The organism is Achromobacter sp. HNDS-1 (genome assembly GCF_040084795.1).
Taxonomy (GTDB): Bacteria; Pseudomonadota; Gammaproteobacteria; order Burkholderiales; family Burkholderiaceae_B; genus Achromobacter; species Achromobacter ruhlandii.
In genome coordinates, this window is the sequence record NZ_CP157584.1 from 5963829 (window position 1) to 5981895 (window position 18067).

Below are 18067 nucleotides of genomic sequence, written 5' to 3' on the forward strand. Positions count from 1 at the left end.
TCACGTTTTGCGGCAGAGCCAGCCCTGGAATGTCAGCGCGGCGTAGAACCGCTCGATATCGGTGAAGCCGGCCTCGCGCAGGATGGCTTCGTCTGCCTGCGGCGCCAGCACCGGCAACTTGTCGCGCATTGCCCGCATGCCGTTTTGGGCCTGTTCGGCGGGCACGCCCGCGGCGGTCACGAAGGCGGCATTGCGGGCCAGCCAGGCATCGCGCCGTTCGGGTGGAAAACTGTGGTGCACCGCGATGAAGGGCGCGCCGGGCTTGAGCCGGCGGCTGATTTCGCGAACGGTCCGAAGGCGTTCGGGCGCTGCCAGGAAATGCAGCGTCAGCAGGCAGGTGGCGCCGTCGAAGGGGCCTTCGGGCGCGTCGTCGATATAGCCCTGGTGCAGCGCCGCGCGCGGGGCCAGATCGCCCAATGTGGCGATGGCCTGGCGCAGCATGTCAGCCGACGGATCGACGCCGTCCAGGCGCCAGCCTGGCCGCGTCTCGGCCAGGGCCTTCAACTCCAGTCCGCCGCCGGCGCCGAGCACCAGGAGGCGGCCGTCGTCCGGCGTCAGCTCGGCCATCAGCAGGCCGATCATGCGGTGCAGGTCGCGCAGGCCGGGGACGTGGCGCGCGACCCGTTCGGCGTAGTCGTCCGAGGCGCCGGGCGTATTGGTGAAGGACATCGATGACTCCGGGCGGGACGGCGGCCAGGGCGGCGCGCCGTCATCATGAAACATATGATGTTGCATGATAGCGTCGGCGTCAAGCGGCGACGACCGCGATTGGCCTGGTGGCGGCCGGCCAGGGGGTGGCTCAGGGGCTGCCGCCCGCAGAGGAATTCAAACCGAGCGGCTTGGGGGAATCAGGCCGCGATGGAGAGCGCCCGCGCCGCGCCGGGAAAGTCCGGCAGCACGATGTCGCAATGGCCGGGGCGCACCCAGCGCACCCGCTCGCGGGTGGCGTCGATGCAGCCGCCTTCGGCGTACACGCCCTGCGGGTCGCGGATCCGCATCATGCGTTCAAGGATGACGGCGGTGGCCTCGGGGTCGGCCAGGGTTTCGTGCACGCGTTCCTTGACGATCTGCTCGTCGATATGGCGCTTGCCAGCGGCGTTGGTGCGCAGGCCGTGGCGCCAGTGGTAGATCTCGACGCACTTGGACGTCAGCGTGTATGGCGCGCCGCGTTCCCAGAAATTGTTGAACAGGCCGCCGCCCAGGTAGAACACCCAGGACCCTTCGTAGCCTTCGACGTCCGACGATTCGGCGTCGGGGTTGCGGAACCAGAGCCGGTCGCCCGGCACGTAGAAGCGCTGCGGCAAGGGCGCGTCGAGCGCGCCGTATTCGTGCAGGAAGGTGTCGTGGAAACTGCCGGACATGACCGCGCGCGTTTCCCATTGGCGCTGCAGCCGGCGGCCGAGCTCGGGGTTGGCGGTCTGCAGTTCCTGCGCGATGCCGAGCACGGTGACGTATTCGGTGGCGCGGTAGCACGAGAACGAATACAACTGGCCCGAGGCCTCGGGCTGGGTGGCCTTGCGCAGTCCGTCGATCAGCGAGCGGCCCGGCAGCACCGTGAACCCGCGCGCCTCGTCGTAAGTCCAGTAGTCCTCGGGCCGCTCGGCGTGTTCGGTGTCGAAGGCCAGCGCGGTCTTGCCGGCGGCCTGCACGATGTAGCGGCGGATGCGCACGGCCGAGGCCAATTCCGCCACGCTGGGGAAGTCGAAGGCGACCGGGCTGGCCAGCATCGCCAGCACGATCTCGCGGTCCAGGTCGGCTTCGTTGGCGTCGGTGCGCAGGCTCAGCGCCCGCGCCACGCCGGTGGTGTCGTGGTCGGGCAGGTAGCTGGCGGCGAAACCGGGCGTGAGCGCGGCGTGCACGCCGGTGGCGCTGGCTCGCGCCTGGCAATTGGCGGCGGCGCGCAGCCCAAGGTTGGACAGGAAGTGTTGCGTCATTTCCAACGCGTCGGCGGCGTGGATGACAATTCCGCCCGGATCGGGACAGGGCTGCTGCGGGGATGACGGCATGGAATACGAACCGGAAGGCAACGGACAGGATATGGATAAGCGCACACGGGGCCGAGTTCCCGTCAAGCTGCAAAGGCGCGTGAATATCTGTTTCAGGTCGTGCGCGCCCGTGGAAGCCGTCCCGTGGGGTCTGATTGATTGTAGGGGTGATGCCTTAATATCAGCTGTATGAATATGGCTCGCCAGCCGCATGATTGTCACGGCGCTGTCATGCGCGAGGGCATCCGGCGCCTGGCATGACGGGCCGGCACGGTGCCGGTCCGAGACTGGATTGACGTCGGGAGGCGACGCGCAGATGACCCATCCCTTGTCCGCCGGCGTGATGGCCTTGTATCAGACGCATGCGGCGGCGTTCGAGCGCGACCGCGGCGCCGCGTTGATCGAGCGCGCCTGGCTGGCCGACTTCCTGGCGGCGTTGCCGACGGCCACGCCGCGGGTGCTGGACATCGGCTGCGGCACCGGCGTGCCGATCGCCGGCCACCTGATCGAGCACGGCTGCCGGATTACCGGTGTCGATAGTTCGACCGCATTGCTGGCGCGCGCCGCCGCGCGCTTTCCCGAACAGGCATGGATCGCCGCCGACATGCGCCAGCTGCCTTGCGCCGGGCCGTTCGACGGCCTGATCGCGTGGCACAGTTTCTTCCATCTGTCGCCCGAGGACCAGCGGCCCATGTTCGCGCAGTTCCGGCGCCTGGCCGCGCCGGGCGCGGCGCTGATGTTCACCAGCGGCACGACCCTGGGTGAGGCCATCGGCCGGCTCGACGGCCAGCCGCTTTATCACGGCAGCCTGGACAGCGCCGAATACCGCGAGCTGCTCGCGGCCAACGGCTTCGAGGTATTGCGCCACGTCGAATGGGACGCCGCTTGCGGCAACGCGACGGTGTGGCTGGCCAGGCGGACCTGAGCCGGGCGGGGCGACGGGCCGCCAGGTCATAGATGCGGATCGCGCAGGATCGCCCGGATCCTGAGGAAGGCGTAGGCGGCGCAGCCCAGCGCGATCAGCACCACGAGCCAGGCATACGCCTTCTTGCGCTGCTTGGTGGACCAGGCTCTATCGTAGGTGGCCACCGGATCCCACAACACCTTGCCGTCCATCTGGCGCAGCCCATAAACCCTGATGGGCACGTGCACGCTGAACATCTGGCCCTCGTAGACGTTCTTCAGGTCGTCCGGCTCGCGGTCGGTCAGCAGTTCCAGGGTCCGTGGCAGGACGAGGCCGGTCACAACGGCGCCCGCCTCGAACGCCACGTCGGGATAGTCGTTCGAGAAATAGCAAAGAGGCCTGTAGCCGCTGTTCTGCCGGGAGCTGGCGGTCCGCGAGTAGGGGCATACGGCCAACTTGTCCACGCGCACGGCGATGGCGTGCAGCGTGGCGGGATCGGGCGGCAGGTACGCCTTGTTCGCGGCGTCGAAGAGATCGCGGGACAAAATCAGTAGCATCAGGCAGAGGAACAGCGCACTTAGCGGGCGCTTGAAGCGCGCCTTGATCTCGCTCCATTCGCTCATCGGTGTGGCCTCGTAGCGCGGGGGGTTGCGATAGTCATGCACATCCTTGGTTCAGGCTCAAGGCCTCTTCGATTGCCGTATTGTGGTGGGCGGGGGGAGGCGAGCGAATTCGAGCGGCGCATGCTCCGCCATCAGTTCCGCCACCCAGTCGATGAACACCCGCAGCTTGGCGCTGACGTGGCGGTTGGGCGGGAAGGCGATGTAGAGCGGCATCGGGTCCAGTTGCCAGTCCTCGAATAGCGGCATGAGCTCGCCGCGCGCGGCATGTTCGCGCGCCATGTAGTCGGGCAGCCACAGCACGCCCATGCCCGCCAGGCCCGCCGCCAGATAGGCGTTGCCGTCGTCCACCGCGACCACGTAGCGGCCGTGCGCATGGACGCGCTCGTCGCCGCGCCGCATGGCGTAGGGCAGGGGTTTGCCGCTGCGCGACCAGAGGAAGCCGACGATGCGGTGGTGGCTGTCCTCGAGATCGCGCGGATGGCCGGGCGCGCCGGCCCGTTGCAGGTAGGCGGGCGCGGCATACACGCGCAATTGCAGGTCGCCGACGCGCCGCGCCGTCAGTGACTGGTCGGTCAGTTCGCCGCCGCGCACCACGCAGTCGACGTTCTCGCCGATCACGTCGACGATGCGGTCGCTCACGCCCATGTCGAGCTGGATATCCGGATAGCGCGCGTGGAAGGCGGGCAGGGCGGGCACCAGGATCATGCGCGCCAGCGGGCTGGGCACGTCGACCCGCAGGCGCCCGCGCGGCACGGACGCGGCCACGGACAGGCTGGTTTCGGCGTCGTCCATGTCGGCCAGCAGCCGCAGCACGCGCTCGTAGTAGACCGCGCCGTCGGCGGTGACGTTGACCTTGCGGGTGGTGCGGTTGAGCAGGCGCACGCGCAGCCGCGCCTCCAGTTGTTGCACCAGTTGCGTGACGCTGGTCTTGCTCATGTGCAGCGTCTCGGCCGCTTTGGTGAAGCTGCCGGTTTCCACCACGCGGGCGAAGGCCTGCATTGCGTCGAAACGGTCCATCGCCACTCCATGGGATCAGGGGATTGTTTGCATTTTACAAACAGTGATGGACAAGCTTGCCCGTTTATCGGCGGCGGCGCCGTCCGTACAGTGCCTGCATCATCAATACGGGCTTAAGGCCCGGGACAGGAGAATGAGTATGGCAACGCGTGATGTGGTTTTTCCGGCCGGGCGCCAGGCGCTGTATGAACGCAACCGCTATTCGCCCGCGGTGCGGTCGAATGGCTTTCTGTTCGTGTCGGGCCAGGTGGGCAGCCGCGAGGACGGCTCGCCCGAACCCGACCTGCAGGCGCAGGTGCGGCAGGCGTTCGACAACCTGAACGCGATCCTGAAGGCGGCGGGCGCCAGCTTCGAGGACGTGATCGACGTGACGGTGTTCATGGTGGATCCGGCGTCCCGCTTCGAGACCATCTGGCAGGTGGTGCCGGAATACTGGGGCCCGGCGCCGCATCCGACGCTGACGGCGGTGGGCGTGACCTGGCTGTACGGCTTCGATTTCGAGATCAAGGTGATCGCGAAACTGCCGCGGGACGCCTAGCCGGCCCTGGCGGCGGGGCAAGAAAAGCGACGGGGCAGGCCGGCGGGATCGCCGGGCCTGCCCCGTTTTGCGTGCCTCGTCGTATCAGCCGCGCAGGCGGGCCACGGCTTGCGCCAGGTCTTCCTGCTTGCGGATCAGGGCGGCCTCGACCTGATCGCGCGGGGTGCGGGTGTCGTCGCGGTGGCCGGTCAGATCGGCCGCGCGCAGCAGGCCCATCAGGTCCTCGGTGCGGGTCTGGGTCGTGGGCGTGATGCGGCTCTGGTCGACCAGCTTGCCCTTGACGAACTTGCTCACCAGGGTGGACATCGTGCTGGATTCGGTGAACGAGGCCTTGGCCAGTTCGCCGTCTTCGTAGGCGATGTCGGTGCGGTTGCTGTAATCGTCGCGGATCTGGTGGAACGCGTAGTTCTGCGACTCGGGATCCGTGGTCAGGTTCAGCTTCTGATCGGGCGTGAGCGCGCGGTGGAAGCTGGCGTTCAGCGACGATTGCTGCTGTTGCGTGATCGCCAGGTCCAGTTGCGGGCGGCCGCTGGAAGTGGTGTTTTGCGAGGTCTCGTACGAGAAGGTGTCGAATTCGCGCGGCTGCAACGGATTGGACGCGACCGGCGCCTGGTTGATCGAGGCGGAGAAGTCGGCCAGGCCGGACAGCATGGTGCGATGCACTTCGGCCGGCATGCCCAGGCGCGTCGTGGTGGTGCCTTGCGGCGCCCAGTCGCCGTAGCTCTTGTGCAGGTCCGAGAAGCCGGACTTGAACAGGGCCATCAGCGTGGCGTCGCCTTCGCCGCGCTTCTGGGCGCTGTCGAACTTGCTCAGGTAGCTGTTGATCGCGGCCGTCTGCTGCTGGGCGCTGCCGAACTGGCTGGGCTTGCTGGCGTCGACGTTGATCTGGGCCGAGCCGGCCACGGTCTTGACCGTCAGCGAGCGTTGACCCGCATCGGCCTGGAAATTGAAGCTGACGCGGTCGGGGCCCTCGGCGCCGACCGTGGCTTCCAGCGACACCGACGACAGCACGCTGGTATTGAACTTGGCCAATGCGCCCAGCGCCAGCTTGGGCGGCACCGAGGCCAGGCCGTCGACGGCGTCCTGGAACGATTTGGACAGGCCGGCGATGGCGCTGCGTTCTTCTTCGGTGAGCTTCGCATCGCCCACGTCGATCTGCACGCCCAGGCCCTTTTCATTGCTTTCCAGGGTCACCGTGACCTTGGCGCCGCTGGCGGTGGTGATGCGCAGCGCGACCGAGTTGTCGGCCACGGCCGCGCCCTGGGGCGCGGCGATGCCGTCCACCGGGGCGGCGGCGCGGGACGACGGGATCGACAGCGAGAAATTACCGCCATCGTTCTGCATGCGGCCCAGCAGGGCCGCGGCCAGGCCCTTGAACTGGCCGGTCAGCGACGAGGCGCGGACGTTGTCGGACATTAACGAGGACAGGGCATCCGGGGCCTGGACCTGGCCGGCGGCGACGGATTCGGGCGAATAGGTCAGCACGTTGGCCGGCTGGCCCAGCGTCACCGAGGTGGACGCGGGAATGTCGGGGCTGCGGTTGACGGTGGTGACGCGGGACACCCCGGTCGCCGGCGCCTGCGGGGCGATGACGAGCGGCGGGGTGTAGCTGGAGATCGTGGTCATGTCAGTGGTATTCCTGGCGGGCAACAACTGCCCAATGAGGCTTGCCGGGGAGTATCACCATGACTAACGGCGGGCGCGACGGAAAATTAATCGGCTGGCGTTATTTATTTTTGCTTTTTTGGGGTTATTTATATTCAGTTAAATGACAGTTTCTGGGAATGATTTCCAAAATAATGTCGACAAAATAAATGCCGTGCGCCGCGATTATCCGCTCGTGCGGGCGGCGCATGTCTCGCGCCGCCTCGCGCCTTATTTCACGACATAGTTCTTCGCTTCATTTTCACCGGCCCATTTACGCAGCGCGGCGATGAATTCCGGGCAGACATTGCCGTCGACGGTGGAATCGATGATGACGCTGTCCTTCATGCGCATCAGCACCTTGCATTCATAAATGCGGGTGCGGCCCTGGTAGTAACCGCTGCTGCTTTGCTGGAATACCGGCGTCGCGGCGCTCGTGTTGGTGGCCGGGATCATGCCGACGACCTGCTGGCTGGTGCCGGTCGTGACCCATTCCTGGTAGGGCGCGGCCTGGTAGTCGGACCACTCCAGCTCCATGGTGTTGCCCACCGCCCGTTTCCTGGACGGCTCGCCCAGCGCCGCGATGGCGTCGTTGATCGAGCGGCCCTGCATGTTGCGGGCGACGTTGACGCTGGGAGAAAACGACAGGCCCTCGGAGAAGACCCGGCTGAGCGAGGGCAACGACGAACTGCCGCCGCTGGGCATCGGCGCGCATCCGGCCAGGCTGGCGGCGGCGATCAGGCTGGCGGCCAGGCGCAGCGTCGGACGGCGGGCGGAAAGGGGCAGGGGGAAGATCATGGCTTGTGGTCGGCGCTCCGTGTCGGTCGGGCGCGGCGGCTGCGATTGCGAGCCGGGCGCCAGGCGTTTTGTTTCTCTTCGTGACAGGCCGGGGTGGCCAGCCCTGCGACGGGAGAATGATTGCAGACTGACAGCCTGCTTACGAAATGTCCGCCATTTTTACCGATAAACGGGGCCAGCTTCCTTGCGCCAATGGTGAAATTTGTTACTCAATATGCCCGCGTCGTATTGGCAAAGGGGACGGACCGGCCGAGCCGCTTTGCTAAGATCGTGGCCGCTGAATCCACCCGATCCGGACACCGACCATGCTATTTGCCCGCTTTTCCCCGACTATCCGCGCGGCGCTCGGCGCGCTGGCGTTGATGGCCGGCCTGTTCGCGCCGCAGGCGCATGCCGACAAACTCTATGGCGGCATTGCGACGGATGGCAAACACGCCAAGATCTATTGGGCGCTGCCCGAGGATTCGGAAAAGGCGGCCGAAGCGGCGGCGTTGGCGGCCTGCCGCAAGGGCGGCGGCAAGGACTGCAAATCGCTGAGCTGGTTTTCGGACAGTTGCATGACGTATGCCCGCAATACCTCGAACGACTTGTTCCCCGGCAACAGCGTGTCGCCGGAAATGGCGGCCAAGAAGGCGATCCGACGCTGCACCGCCGGCAGCCCCAACGGCAAATGCTGGTTGACCACGATGCCGCTGTGCGTCGGGCCGGGCTACAGCGCGCAGGACATGGAAGCGGCCAGAAGGGCCACGCCCGCCGAGCTGGAAGCCCTGTCCGCCAAGCTCAACGACCGCGAATACTGGGGCGCCGTCGCCGAGAAGGACTCGGGCGACCTGACGTACTCGGACGGCTACCCCAATGAGAAGGACGCCCTCAACCAACTGCTGGAATGGGATGAATGCACCGGCTGCACCAAGGTGCTGACCTACCGCGACACCTGCGTCGGCATGGCCTGGGCCAAGGGCGTGAAGGGGCGCGGCACCAGCTACACCGCGCTCGATCCCGACCCGAAGGCGGCGCGCGATGCGGCGCGCAACACCTGCAGCGCCAAGAGCGGCCTGCCCAATTGCGTGGCGATGGTGCGCTGCTCGGGCCGTCCCTACATCAGCGGCTATGCCGGCGAGGACGAAAAAGCCAATTGAGATCGCCATGAGGCGGCAGCGCGCCGCCCGGCACGGCAAGCCGGCTCCCGTACAGGGGGCCGGCTTTTTTCATGGGCGCCCGGTCAATCCGCCAGCCGCGCGGCGGCGTCGCGCACCACCTGTTGCAGCCACGCCAGCGCCGCGTCCCCGGGCGCGCGCCGGCTGCACACCATGTCGATATCGAAAGGGCCCGGGTCGACCTCGGGCGGCAGCGGCCGCAGCGTCAGTCCGGGGCCGGCCAGCCGCAAGGCGGCGCGCCGCGCCAGCGTGGCCACCAGGTCGGTGCCTTGCACCGCGTGCGGCAGCGCGACGATGTGGGCGAAGGTGCAGGCCACCCGGCGCCGCTGGCCCAGCCGCGCCAGGCTGGCGTCCACCACCCCGCGCGCCGAGCCGTCGTCGCTGGGCGTGAACAGCGCGTGCGGCAGCGCCACGTAGCGCGCCAGGTCCAGCTTGCGGCCGCGCAGCGCCGGATGCTGCCTGTCGGCGATGCAGACGAAGTGTTCCTGGTATAGCCGTTCGCGCAGCATGCGCTTGGGCGGCGCCAGGTGGCCGCCGATGGCCAGGTCGACGCTGCCGTTGTCCAGTTGCTCGTAGAGGGCGGCGCGGTCGAGCCGCGCGATGCGCAGGTCGATGCCGGGCGCGTCGCGCCGCAGCGCCGCGACGATGTGCGGCACGATCACCACGTCGGCGTAGTCGCTGGCCGCCACGGTGAAGCGGCGGCCGGCGGCGGCCTGGGGATCGAAGCCGGCGCCTTGCGTCAGCGCCTGGCGGATCTGGTCCAGCGCCGCGCTCACGGCCGGCATCAGCGCGGCGGCCTTGGGCGTGGGCTGCATGCCGTCCGCGGTGCGCAGGAACAGCTCGTCCTGGAACAGCAGGCGCAGGCGGCCCAGCGCGCTGCTGACCGAGGGCTGGGCGCGGTTGATGCGCTGGCCGGCCAGGGTCACGTTGCGGGTGTCGTAGAGCGCCTCGAAGGCGACCAGCAGGTTCAGGTCGACGGCGGAAAGATTCATGCCATCAATAATACGAATAGCGATTATGGATTTCAACAATTCCAGGGCGCGGTCCTACCATGGCTGGCAGCAATGGAATCGAAGGACTGCGCAATGACGACCGTACTGATTACCGGCATCGAACCGTTCGATGGCGAAACCCTGAATCCCTCCTGGGAAGCCGCGCGGCGCCTGGATGGCGCGCAAGTGGCCGGCGCCACCCTGGTGGCGCGCCAGCTGCCGTGCGTGATCGGCAAGGTGGTGGGCGTGCTGCGCCAGGCCATCGAGGACACGCAACCGGACCTGGTGATCTGCCTGGGCCAGGCGGGCGGCCGCAGCGACGTGTCGATCGAACGCGTCGCGATCAACGTGGTGGACGCGCGCATCCCCGACAACGAAGGCCGCCAGCCGATCGACGAACCGGTGGTGGCGGGCGGCCCGGCGGCCTATTTCTCGACCCTGCCGATCAAGGCCATCGTGCGCGACCTGCGGCGCGCGGGCGTGCCGGCGTCGGTGTCGTCGACGGCGGGCACCTACAACTGCAACACCATCTTCTACGGCCTGTCGCACTATATCGCCACCGAGCGTCCGGCGTTGCGCGGCGGCTTTGTGCACGTGCCGTACCTGCCGGAGATGGCGGCCCATCATCCCGGCCAGCCCAGCCTGGCGCTGGAGACGCTGATCGAAGGCGTGAAGGTGATGGTGGCGACTTCGCTGGCCGTCACGGCGGACGTCAAGGAAGGCGGCGGCGCGCTGCATTGAACGGAGACGGACGATGGATACCTTCAACGACGCCGACGCCTTCGCGCTGGACGGCGTGCCGTTCCGCCACCGGCAGGTGCGGGTGGACGGCCTGGGCTATCACGTGGTGGAAGGCGGCGCCGGGCCGGCGCTGATCCTGCTGGCAGGGTTTCCTCAGAGCTGGTACGCGTGGCGCCGGGTCATGCCCCTGCTGGCGCCGCACTTCCGCCTCTATGCGGTGGACCTGCCCGGGCAGGGCGACTCGGATAAGCCGCTGGACGGCTACGACACCCGCACGGCGGGCGAGCGCCTGCGGGCGCTGTTCCACACGCTGGGGCTGACGCGCTACGCGCTGGCCGGGCACGACATCGGCGCCTGGATCGCCTATCCCTACGCGGCGCGCCACGCCGACGAGGTGGAGCGCCTGGTGCTGCTGGACGCGAACATCCCCGGCGTGACGCTGCCCGCCAGCTTCGAGCTGGGACCGGACAACTGGAAGCGCTGGCATTTCCTCTTCAACACCGTGCCGGACCTGCCCGAAGCGCTGTTGCAGGGACGCGAGCGGGTGCTGATCGAGTGGTTCTTCAGCCGCAAGACCGCCAACAAGCCGGGCGTGTTCAGCCGCGCCGACCTGGATGAGTACGAGCGCGTCTACCAGACGCTGGGGGGCTTGCGCGGCATGCTGGGCTATTACCGCGCGGCGCACCAGTCGGCCGAGCAGAACCGGGCGCTGCGCGAGACGCCGTTGACGCAGCCGGTGCTGGCGCTGGGCGGCGAACACGGCAGCGCGCCCGATCTGTACGAGGCGCTGGGGCCGCTGGCGCGCGACCTGCGCGGCGGGGTGCTGGCCGATTGCGGCCACTATCTGCCGGAAGAGCAGCCGCGCGAACTGGCGCGGCGCATGCTGGCGTTCCTGGCGTAGCCGGGCGCGACCGCCGCGGCAGACGGCCGCCCCGGAAAACGGCGGCGCGGCAAACGACGGACACGGCGAGGGGCCGCCCCGGGCGAACGGCCACCCCGGCGAAGGGCCGCCCCGGCAAGGGCCGCCCCGGCATTTCCACATTGCGCATCGGTATTTGTCCGGCGCGCGGCGCGCTCCTATCCTGGCCTGCTTGGAATTTCCGCAGGGAGCAGGATGATGGGCAATCGACGCAGATCCGTACTGAAGGCCGCGCTCGGCCTGGCCGGCGGCGTGGTGGTGGGCGCGGGCTTGTTGAGCAACATGACCGGCGCCGCGCCGGCCGCCACCGACGACGCCACGCGCTATCCGAGCCGGCCGGTCAAGCTGATCGTGCCGATCGCGGCCGGCGGCAGCGCCGACAAGCTGGCGCGCACCGTGGCGCAGAAGCTGAGCGAGAAGTGGGGGCAGAGCGTGGTGGTGGAGAACCAGCCCGGCGCCAGCAGCGCTATCGGCAATGCCGCGGTGGCGCATGCGCGCGGCGACGGCTACACGCTGCTGCTGGGCGGCGACGCCTTGTCGCTGAACGCGCTGCAACCCGGCAAGCCGCTGTACGACCCGTTGCGCGATCTGCGCGGCGTGACCAAGGCGGTGGTCAATCCGCAGTTGCTGGTCGTGCGCCCGGGCCTGGGCGTGAAGACCTTCCAGGAATTCGTGGCGCTGGTGCGCAGCCGGCCCGGCGAGATCTCGCTGGCGCTGCCTGGCGGCAATGGCAGCCTGCAGCACCTGGCGGTGGAACTGCTCAACGAGCGCATCGGCGCCAAGACCAACCAGATTCCCTATCCGGGCGGCGGGCCGGCCACGCTGGATGTGCTGGGCGGCCACGTGGACGCCATGCTGATCACGCTGGCCGCCGCCACCGAGAACGTGCGCTCGGGCAAGCTGGTGGCGCTGGCGGTGACCACGCCGTACCGCTCCAAGGCGCTGCCCGAGGTGCCGACCATGCAGGAGGCGGGGCTGGCCGACTACGCGGTCGAGAGCTGGCAGGGCTTCGTGGTGCCGGCTTCGACGCCGAGCGCGCTGGTCGAGCGCATCCATCGCGACGTGGTGGCCGTGCTGCGCGAGCCGGAGACCGCCACGCTGCTGGAGAACCTGGGTTTCGCCATCGCCGCCTCGACGCCCGAAGCGGTCGACCAGACCGTGCGCGACGACATCGCCACCTATCGCCGCGTGATTGCCACGGCCGACGTCAAGCTCCAGTAGACGCGCCGCAACAGCGGTTTCATATTCATATCTGAAAGTCTTCTTTGTGTTGTGCGGCGCCGGACCGCAGCATAGAACTTCGTTCAATGCCTACGACACAACAACATGAAGACTCGCAATATCTCCGGCCGTATCCTGCAGGCGGCCGTCGCGCTGGCCCTGGCGGCCGGCGCCACCGGCGCCCACGCCGATGCCACGCTGGACAAGATCAAGGAACGCGGCACTGTCACCATCGGCGTGCTGGCCAACGGCGGCGTGTTCGGCTCGATCGACCCGGCCACGCAGCAGCTGGTCGGCTGGAATCCCGACCTGGCGCGTGAACTGGCCAAGGGCCTGGGCGTGAAGGCCGAGCTGGTGCAGGTGCAGACCGCCACCCGCACCCAGTTCCTGATCTCGGGCAAGGTCGATCTGCTGATCGCGTCGATGGAGCTGAATCCGGAGCGCGCCGAGATCCTGGGCTACGCGCCGACGCCGTTCTTCCGCGTGGGCGGCGCGGCCGCCACCCGCAAGGACAGCGGCATCGCCAAGTGGGAAGACCTGCGCGGCAAGCCGGTCTGCGTGTCGCAGGGCAGCAGCTTCGCGCGTCCCTTGCAGGCCGACTACGGCGCGGTGGTCAAGGGCTACAAGAGTTCTTCGGACTCGCTGCTGGCGCTGCGCGGCGGCCAGTGCGTGGCGGCGGTGCACGATTCGACCCTGATCCATCCGCTGTTGCGCACCAATCCCGAATGGGCCGACTACCACGCGCCCATCGCCACGGAAGTGCTGCCGGCCAATTCGGTGGTGTGGACCCGCAAGGGCGAGGCCGACACCATCGCCGCCGTCGACAAGGTGATCCAGGGCTGGCACCGCAGCGGCTGGCTGATCGCCACCGAGAAGCGCCTGGACATCCAGCCGCCGCAGCCGCTGCTGCAGGAACTGCACGACAAGTACAAGCAGGGCAGCTGAGCCTCGCGCCGCCCGCCCGTGTTGGAAAAGACCGATGAATAGACAAGCAATCAAGTGGGCCGCCGCGCTGGCGCTGGCGGCCCTGGCGACGGCGGCGCACGCCGACGCCACTCTGGACCGCGTCAAGCAGCGCGGCAAACTGGTGGTGGGCGTGGACGGGGCCAGCCCGCCGTTCGGCCTGCTCGATCCGGCTACTGGCAAGGTGGGCGGCTTCCAGACGGAGCTGGGCGGCGATATCGCCCGGCGCCTCGGCGTCACGCTGGAGACGGTGCCGGTGACGGCCGCGACCCGGGTGCAGTTCCTGCAGGCGGGCAAGGTCGATCTGCTGATCGCCAACATCCAGTGGACCCAGGAACGCAGCGAGATCCTGAGCTATGCGCCGACCCCGTACAACCTCGTGGGCGGAGCGGCCATGGTGTCCAAGCGCAGCGGCATCAAGCGCTGGGAGGACCTGAAGGGCAAGGTGGCCTGCGTGTCGCAGGGCAGCAATTTCGCCAAGCCGCTGCAGGAGACTTACGGCGCGGTGGTCAAGGGCCTGCGCAACATCCCTGAATCGCTGCTGGCGCTCAAGGGCGGCAGTTGCGATGCGTCGGTGCACATCCAGCCGGCGCTGTACGAGACGCTGCACGGCCCCAACGGCAAGGAATGGGACGGCTTCGAACTGGCCACGCCGGACCAGTTGATCCCGTCGCCCACGGTAATCTGGACCCGCCGCAACGAGGCCGATACCCGCGCCTTCGTCGATGGCGTGATCCGCGACTGGCACAAATCCGGCCTGCTGGTGAAAGAGGCCGACAGGTTCGGCGTGCCGGCCGATTACCTCAAGCAGGCCAACGCCGACGCGCAGGCCGGCAAGTTCGACAGCGCGCCGCCCGAGGCCCAGGCCAAGCCATGACGACGGCCGCCAGGGACACGCTCGATCCCCTGAACCTGATGAATCCCGGAAAGGTCCTGTCATGACTGAATCCCTGTTTCCCGGCGTGTTCGCGCGCCGCGTCCGCGGCGTCGAACTGTCGCCCATCGCCGCGGCCGGCGCGCGCGCCGCGCGGCTGGCGGCCGAGGGCCGCTCGATCGTGGTGCTGACCTCGGGCGAGCCCGACTTCGACACGCCCCAGGCCATCAAGGACGCCGCCGCGCTGGCGCTAGCGCAAGGCCAGACCAAGTACACGCCGACCGCCGGCACCGCCGCGCTGCGGCGCGCCGTGGCCGATGGCTATCGCCAGCGCCACGGCCTGCCCACCGAGGCGGCCAACGTCATCATCTCCAACGGCGGCAAGCAGGTGATCTACCTGGCCCTGGCCGCCACGCTGGACGAGGGCGACGAGGTGATCGTGCCGACGCCGTACTGGCCCACCTTCCTCGACTCGGTGCGGGTCAACGGCGGCACGCCGGTGCTGGCGCCGACGGCCGAGGCCGATGGCTTCAAGCTCACGCCGCAGGGCCTGCGCCAGGCGCTGACGCCGCGCACCAAGTGGCTGATCCTGAATTCCCCCGGCAATCCGTCGGGCGCGGTCTACAGCGAGGCCGAGCTGGCGGCGCTGGCGGCGGTGCTGCGCGAGCACCCGTCGGTGCTGGTGCTGTGGGACGAGATGTACGAGCAGATCTGGTTCGACGAGCCGCCCGCGCACCTGCTGCGCGTCGCGCCGGACCTGGCCGGACGCACGCTGGCGGTCAACGGCGTGTCCAAGGCCTATGCCATGACCGGCTGGCGCATCGGCTGGGGCGTGGGCCCGGCGGCGCTGATCGGCGTGCTGGAGGCGGTGCAGTCGCAGGTGTCGTCGGGCCCCAGTTCGTTGGGCCAGGCCGCCGCGCTGGTGGCGCTGCAGGGCGTGGCCGACGACTTCGTCGAGAACGCGCGGCTGGCCTATGCGCGCCGGGCGCGGCTGATGGTCGACGGCCTGGGCGCGGTGCCGGGCCTGCGCGTGGCGGCGCCGCGCGGCTCGTTCTTCGCCTGGATCGGGGTGGCCGGCCTGATCGGCCAAGTCCGACCCGACGGCGGCGTCATCGCCGACGATGGCGACGTGGTCGACTGGCTGCTCGAAGCCGAAGGGGTGGCGGTGGTGCGCGGCGCGGCCTACGGCCTGTCGCCGTACCTGCGGCTGTCGTTCGCCGCGTCGGACGCCAAGCTGGCCGAAGCCGTGACGCGCATCGGCCGCGCCGTGGCGGCGCTGCGGCCGGCGGCGCTGGAGGCGGCCGCATGATCGAACAGGCATTGCAGGCCTGGGTCCATTTCTTCAAGCCCCTGGGCCTGAATTACGGCTTCGTGCTGGATCCGGGCGAGCTGTCCGCCTTCGGCCACGGCCTGCTGGTGACGCTGCAACTGTGCGCCTGGACCATCCCCGTCAGCCTGCTGTTCGGCGTGCTGATCGCGGCCGGGCTCACCAGCGGCCGGCCCTGGCTGGCGCGGCCGCTGCAGGCCTTCGTCGAGCTGACCCGCAACACGCCAACGCTGGTGCAGCTCTATTGCGCCTTCCTGGTACTGAACATGCTGATCACGCAGAAGCTGGGCGGCGGCAGCCCGATCACGCCGTTCATGTGGGTGGTGATCGTGGTGGCGCTGCACAAGGGCGTGTTCCATGCCGAGGCGCTGCGCGCCGGCATCGAGGCGGTGCCGTCGGTGACGCTGGAGGCGGCGCGCTCGCTGGCCTTCTCGCGCCGCCAGATCCTGACGCAGGTGCAGCTGCCGCTGGCGCTGCGCTTCGCGCTGCCGGCGCTGGTCAACAACCTGGTGGACCTGGTGAAGATGACCGCGATCGCCTCGGCCATCGCGGTGGGGGATGTGACCTACGAGTCCATCATGATCTGGTCGCACCGCGACAACGTGCTGGAACTGCTGCTGCTGATCCTGCTGTATTTCGGCCTGCTGACCTGGCTGGTGAGCGTGGGCGGACGCTGGCTGGAAGCGCGCTTGAGGATGCCCGGCTATGGCCAATGAACTGGTATTGAATGGCGCTGCCGCGCATCGCGCGGGCGGGGGCTGGCGGGCGCTGCTGCGTGATCCGTGGGTGGTGCTGCTGCTGGCGCTGGTCGCGCTGGGCGTCGCCTGGGCGCTGACCGACAGCGCGCCGGCCGCGGTGCGGCACCTGTGGCACTGGTCGCCGGCGCTGCTGCGCGGCCTGGGCATGAACGTGCAGATCAGCGTGCTGGCCATGGCGCTGGGCACGGCTGCCGGGCTGGTGGTGGGCGCGCTGTCGCTGTCGCCGTCGGCGCTGCTGCGGCGTCTGACGCGGATCTACGTGCTGGCATTCCGCAACGCGCCGATCCTGGTGCTGGTGTACTTCACCACCTACGTGTTCCCGTTCGAACTGAACCTGGGCGGCTGGAACCTGCCGTTCCCCGACTGGATCAAGGTGGTGATCGGGCTGGGCCTGCCGGCCAGCGCCAACGTCGCCGAGATCTTCCGCGGGGCGATCCAGTCGATCCCCGAGGCGCAATGGGAAGCGGCGCAGTCGCTGGCGTTCCGGCGCGCGCAGATCTTCCGCATGATCGTGCTGCCGCAGTGCGTGCGGCGCATGCTGCCGTCGTGGATGAATCTGTACGCCAGCATCACCATGAGCACCTCGCTGGCCTCGCTGGTCGGCGTGCACGACCTGGTCGACACCGCCACGGTGGCCAGCAACACGGTGGCGCGCAGCGACTTCACCATCCTGGTCTATTTCACGCTATTGGCGCTGTTCTTCGCCTATTGCTATCCCATCGCGCGCTGGACGCGCCATCTGGAACGACGTTATGCGCATCACTGACAGCGGCGGCCACGCCGCGACCGACACCCCGCTGGTGAGCCTGCGGGACGTGCACCTGGCATTCGGCCAGACCGAGGTGCTCAAGGGCATCGACGTCGAGGTCCGGCCTGGCAACGCGGTGTCCATCATCGGCCCGTCGGGCTCGGGCAAGTCCACCATCCTGCGCTGCATCACCGGCCTGCTGCGGCCGCAGCGCGGCGAGATCGAGGTCGGCGGCGTGCGGGTCGATGCGCTCAAGGCCGAATCCGAACTGATCGCCCTGCGCAAGCGGGTGGGCTTCGTGTTCCAGCAATACAACCTGTTCCCGCACCTGAGCGTGCTGGATAACCTGGTGATTTCGCCCATCAAGGTCAACGGCCAGCCGCGAGCCCAGGCCCAGGCGCTGGCGCGCGAGCTGCTGGCCAAGGTGCGCATGGACCACAAGGAAAACGCCTACCCGGGCGAGCTGTCGGGCGGCCAGCAGCAGCGCGTGGCCATTGCCCGCGCGCTGGCCCTGCGGCCCGAACTGATCCTGTTCGACGAAGTGACCTCGGCGCTCGATCCGGAAATGGTGGGCGAAGTGCTGACGGTAATACGCGACCTGGTGCATGACGGCCTGACCTGCGTGCTGGTGACGCACGAAATGCGCTTCGCCCAGGAGGTGAGCGACACGGTGTACTTCACCGAAGCCGGCCGCATCGTCGAGCACGGTCCGCCGGCGCGCATCTTCGGCCGGCCGGACAGCGAGCGCACCCGCGCCTTCCTGCAACGCGCCTCGGCCGAGCCGCCCGCGCGGCGCGCGCAGGCCGATCCGATCGACGCCTACCTGACCTTTGACCCGCTGCGCCTCGCAGTGTGATG

Annotated in this window: 19 protein-coding genes; 12 read left to right on the top strand and 7 right to left on the bottom strand. The window is 68.6% G+C overall.

The window, feature by feature from the left end:
• Both ABFG95_RS27525 and ABFG95_RS27530 read right to left on the bottom strand, forming a co-directional pair.
• The gene (locus tag ABFG95_RS27525) at window positions 1-669 is read right to left on the bottom strand and encodes a class I SAM-dependent methyltransferase (protein ID WP_054475074.1); all 669 of its coding nucleotides are present in this window, start codon (window positions 667-669) and stop codon (window positions 1-3) included.
• Between the two features lie 179 nt (window positions 670-848).
• Window positions 849-2006, bottom strand: a complete 1158-nt coding sequence (locus ABFG95_RS27530; protein WP_348995157.1) for a hypothetical protein — start codon at window positions 2004-2006, stop codon at window positions 849-851.
• 295 nt (window positions 2007-2301) lie between these two features.
• Between ABFG95_RS27530 and ABFG95_RS27535 the strand changes: the two genes are divergently transcribed.
• A complete protein-coding gene (locus ABFG95_RS27535) occupies window positions 2302-2910 on the top strand; it encodes a class I SAM-dependent methyltransferase (protein ID WP_059270327.1) in 609 nt (202 codons plus the stop codon).
• A 26-nt stretch (window positions 2911-2936) separates the two neighbouring features.
• Here ABFG95_RS27535 and ABFG95_RS27540 read toward each other — a convergent pair whose 3' ends face one another.
• Window positions 2937-3512 carry a hypothetical protein gene (locus tag ABFG95_RS27540; protein ID WP_054430562.1) on the bottom strand — a complete coding sequence of 192 codons (576 nt, stop codon included), beginning with the start codon at window positions 3510-3512 and terminating at the stop codon, window positions 2937-2939.
• Between the two features lie 57 nt (window positions 3513-3569).
• Window positions 3570-4529: a LysR family transcriptional regulator gene (locus ABFG95_RS27545; protein WP_348995158.1), complete on the bottom strand. Its 960-nt coding sequence runs from the start codon at window positions 4527-4529 to the stop codon at window positions 3570-3572.
• A 139-nt stretch (window positions 4530-4668) separates the two neighbouring features.
• Here ABFG95_RS27545 and ABFG95_RS27550 point away from each other — a divergent pair, with 139 nt between their 5' ends.
• The gene (locus ABFG95_RS27550; RefSeq protein ID WP_054416951.1) at window positions 4669-5067 is read left to right on the top strand and encodes a RidA family protein; all 399 of its coding nucleotides are present in this window, start codon (window positions 4669-4671) and stop codon (window positions 5065-5067) included.
• A gap of 84 nt (window positions 5068-5151) precedes the next feature.
• On the opposite strand, the gene ABFG95_RS27555 is transcribed toward ABFG95_RS27550, so the two are convergent.
• Complete coding sequence (locus ABFG95_RS27555) at window positions 5152-6693, bottom strand: hypothetical protein (protein WP_175183481.1); 1542 nt, start codon at window positions 6691-6693, stop codon at window positions 5152-5154.
• A 249-nt stretch (window positions 6694-6942) separates the two neighbouring features.
• Window positions 6943-7509: a hypothetical protein gene (locus tag ABFG95_RS27560; RefSeq protein ID WP_049073977.1), complete on the bottom strand. Its 567-nt coding sequence runs from the start codon at window positions 7507-7509 to the stop codon at window positions 6943-6945.
• A 305-nt stretch (window positions 7510-7814) separates the two neighbouring features.
• On the opposite strand from ABFG95_RS27560, the gene ABFG95_RS27565 reads away from it, so the two are divergent.
• On the top strand, window positions 7815-8648 hold the full coding sequence (locus ABFG95_RS27565) for a DUF4189 domain-containing protein (RefSeq protein ID WP_064525336.1): 834 nt from the start codon (window positions 7815-7817) through the stop codon (window positions 8646-8648).
• Window positions 8649-8731: 83 nt separating this feature from the next.
• Here the strand turns inward: ABFG95_RS27565 and ABFG95_RS27570 are convergent, their stop codons facing one another.
• Complete coding sequence (locus ABFG95_RS27570; RefSeq protein WP_054515183.1) at window positions 8732-9658, bottom strand: LysR family transcriptional regulator; 927 nt, start codon at window positions 9656-9658, stop codon at window positions 8732-8734.
• A gap of 93 nt (window positions 9659-9751) precedes the next feature.
• Between ABFG95_RS27570 and pcp the strand changes: the two genes are divergently transcribed.
• The 9 genes from pcp to ABFG95_RS27615 all read left to right on the top strand — a co-directional run bounded on the left by pcp (window position 9752) and on the right by ABFG95_RS27615 (window position 18065).
• Window positions 9752-10399 (top strand): pyroglutamyl-peptidase I, encoded by a 648-nt coding sequence (gene pcp, locus ABFG95_RS27575; RefSeq protein ID WP_024068945.1) that lies wholly within the window; start codon window positions 9752-9754, stop codon window positions 10397-10399.
• 13 nt (window positions 10400-10412) lie between these two features.
• Window positions 10413-11300, top strand: a complete 888-nt coding sequence (locus ABFG95_RS27580; protein ID WP_278993081.1) for an alpha/beta fold hydrolase — start codon at window positions 10413-10415, stop codon at window positions 11298-11300.
• A 216-nt stretch (window positions 11301-11516) separates the two neighbouring features.
• Entirely contained in the window at window positions 11517-12539 is a 1023-nt protein-coding gene (locus ABFG95_RS27585) for a tripartite tricarboxylate transporter substrate binding protein (RefSeq protein ID WP_100504868.1), read from the top strand.
• Window positions 12540-12644: 105 nt separating this feature from the next.
• Window positions 12645-13484, top strand: coding sequence for a transporter substrate-binding domain-containing protein (locus tag ABFG95_RS27590; RefSeq protein ID WP_054416957.1), 840 nt, complete (start codon window positions 12645-12647; stop codon window positions 13482-13484).
• A 34-nt stretch (window positions 13485-13518) separates the two neighbouring features.
• Complete coding sequence (locus ABFG95_RS27595) at window positions 13519-14379, top strand: transporter substrate-binding domain-containing protein (RefSeq protein ID WP_049073966.1); 861 nt, start codon at window positions 13519-13521, stop codon at window positions 14377-14379.
• A 61-nt stretch (window positions 14380-14440) separates the two neighbouring features.
• Window positions 14441-15685, top strand: coding sequence for an aminotransferase class I/II-fold pyridoxal phosphate-dependent enzyme (locus ABFG95_RS27600; RefSeq protein WP_278992880.1), 1245 nt, complete (start codon window positions 14441-14443; stop codon window positions 15683-15685).
• Window positions 15682-16419, top strand: coding sequence for an amino acid ABC transporter permease (locus tag ABFG95_RS27605; RefSeq protein ID WP_054416961.1), 738 nt, complete (start codon window positions 15682-15684; stop codon window positions 16417-16419). The genes ABFG95_RS27600 and ABFG95_RS27605 overlap by 4 nt, the downstream gene beginning before the upstream one ends.
• Window positions 16409-17227: an amino acid ABC transporter permease gene (locus tag ABFG95_RS27610; RefSeq protein WP_054504219.1), complete on the top strand. Its 819-nt coding sequence runs from the start codon at window positions 16409-16411 to the stop codon at window positions 17225-17227. Before ABFG95_RS27605 ends, ABFG95_RS27610 begins: the two co-directional genes overlap by 11 nt.
• Window positions 17214-18065: an amino acid ABC transporter ATP-binding protein gene (locus ABFG95_RS27615; protein WP_278992879.1), complete on the top strand. Its 852-nt coding sequence runs from the start codon at window positions 17214-17216 to the stop codon at window positions 18063-18065. The genes ABFG95_RS27610 and ABFG95_RS27615 overlap by 14 nt, the downstream gene beginning before the upstream one ends.
• Window positions 18066-18067: the final 2 nt, after the last annotated feature.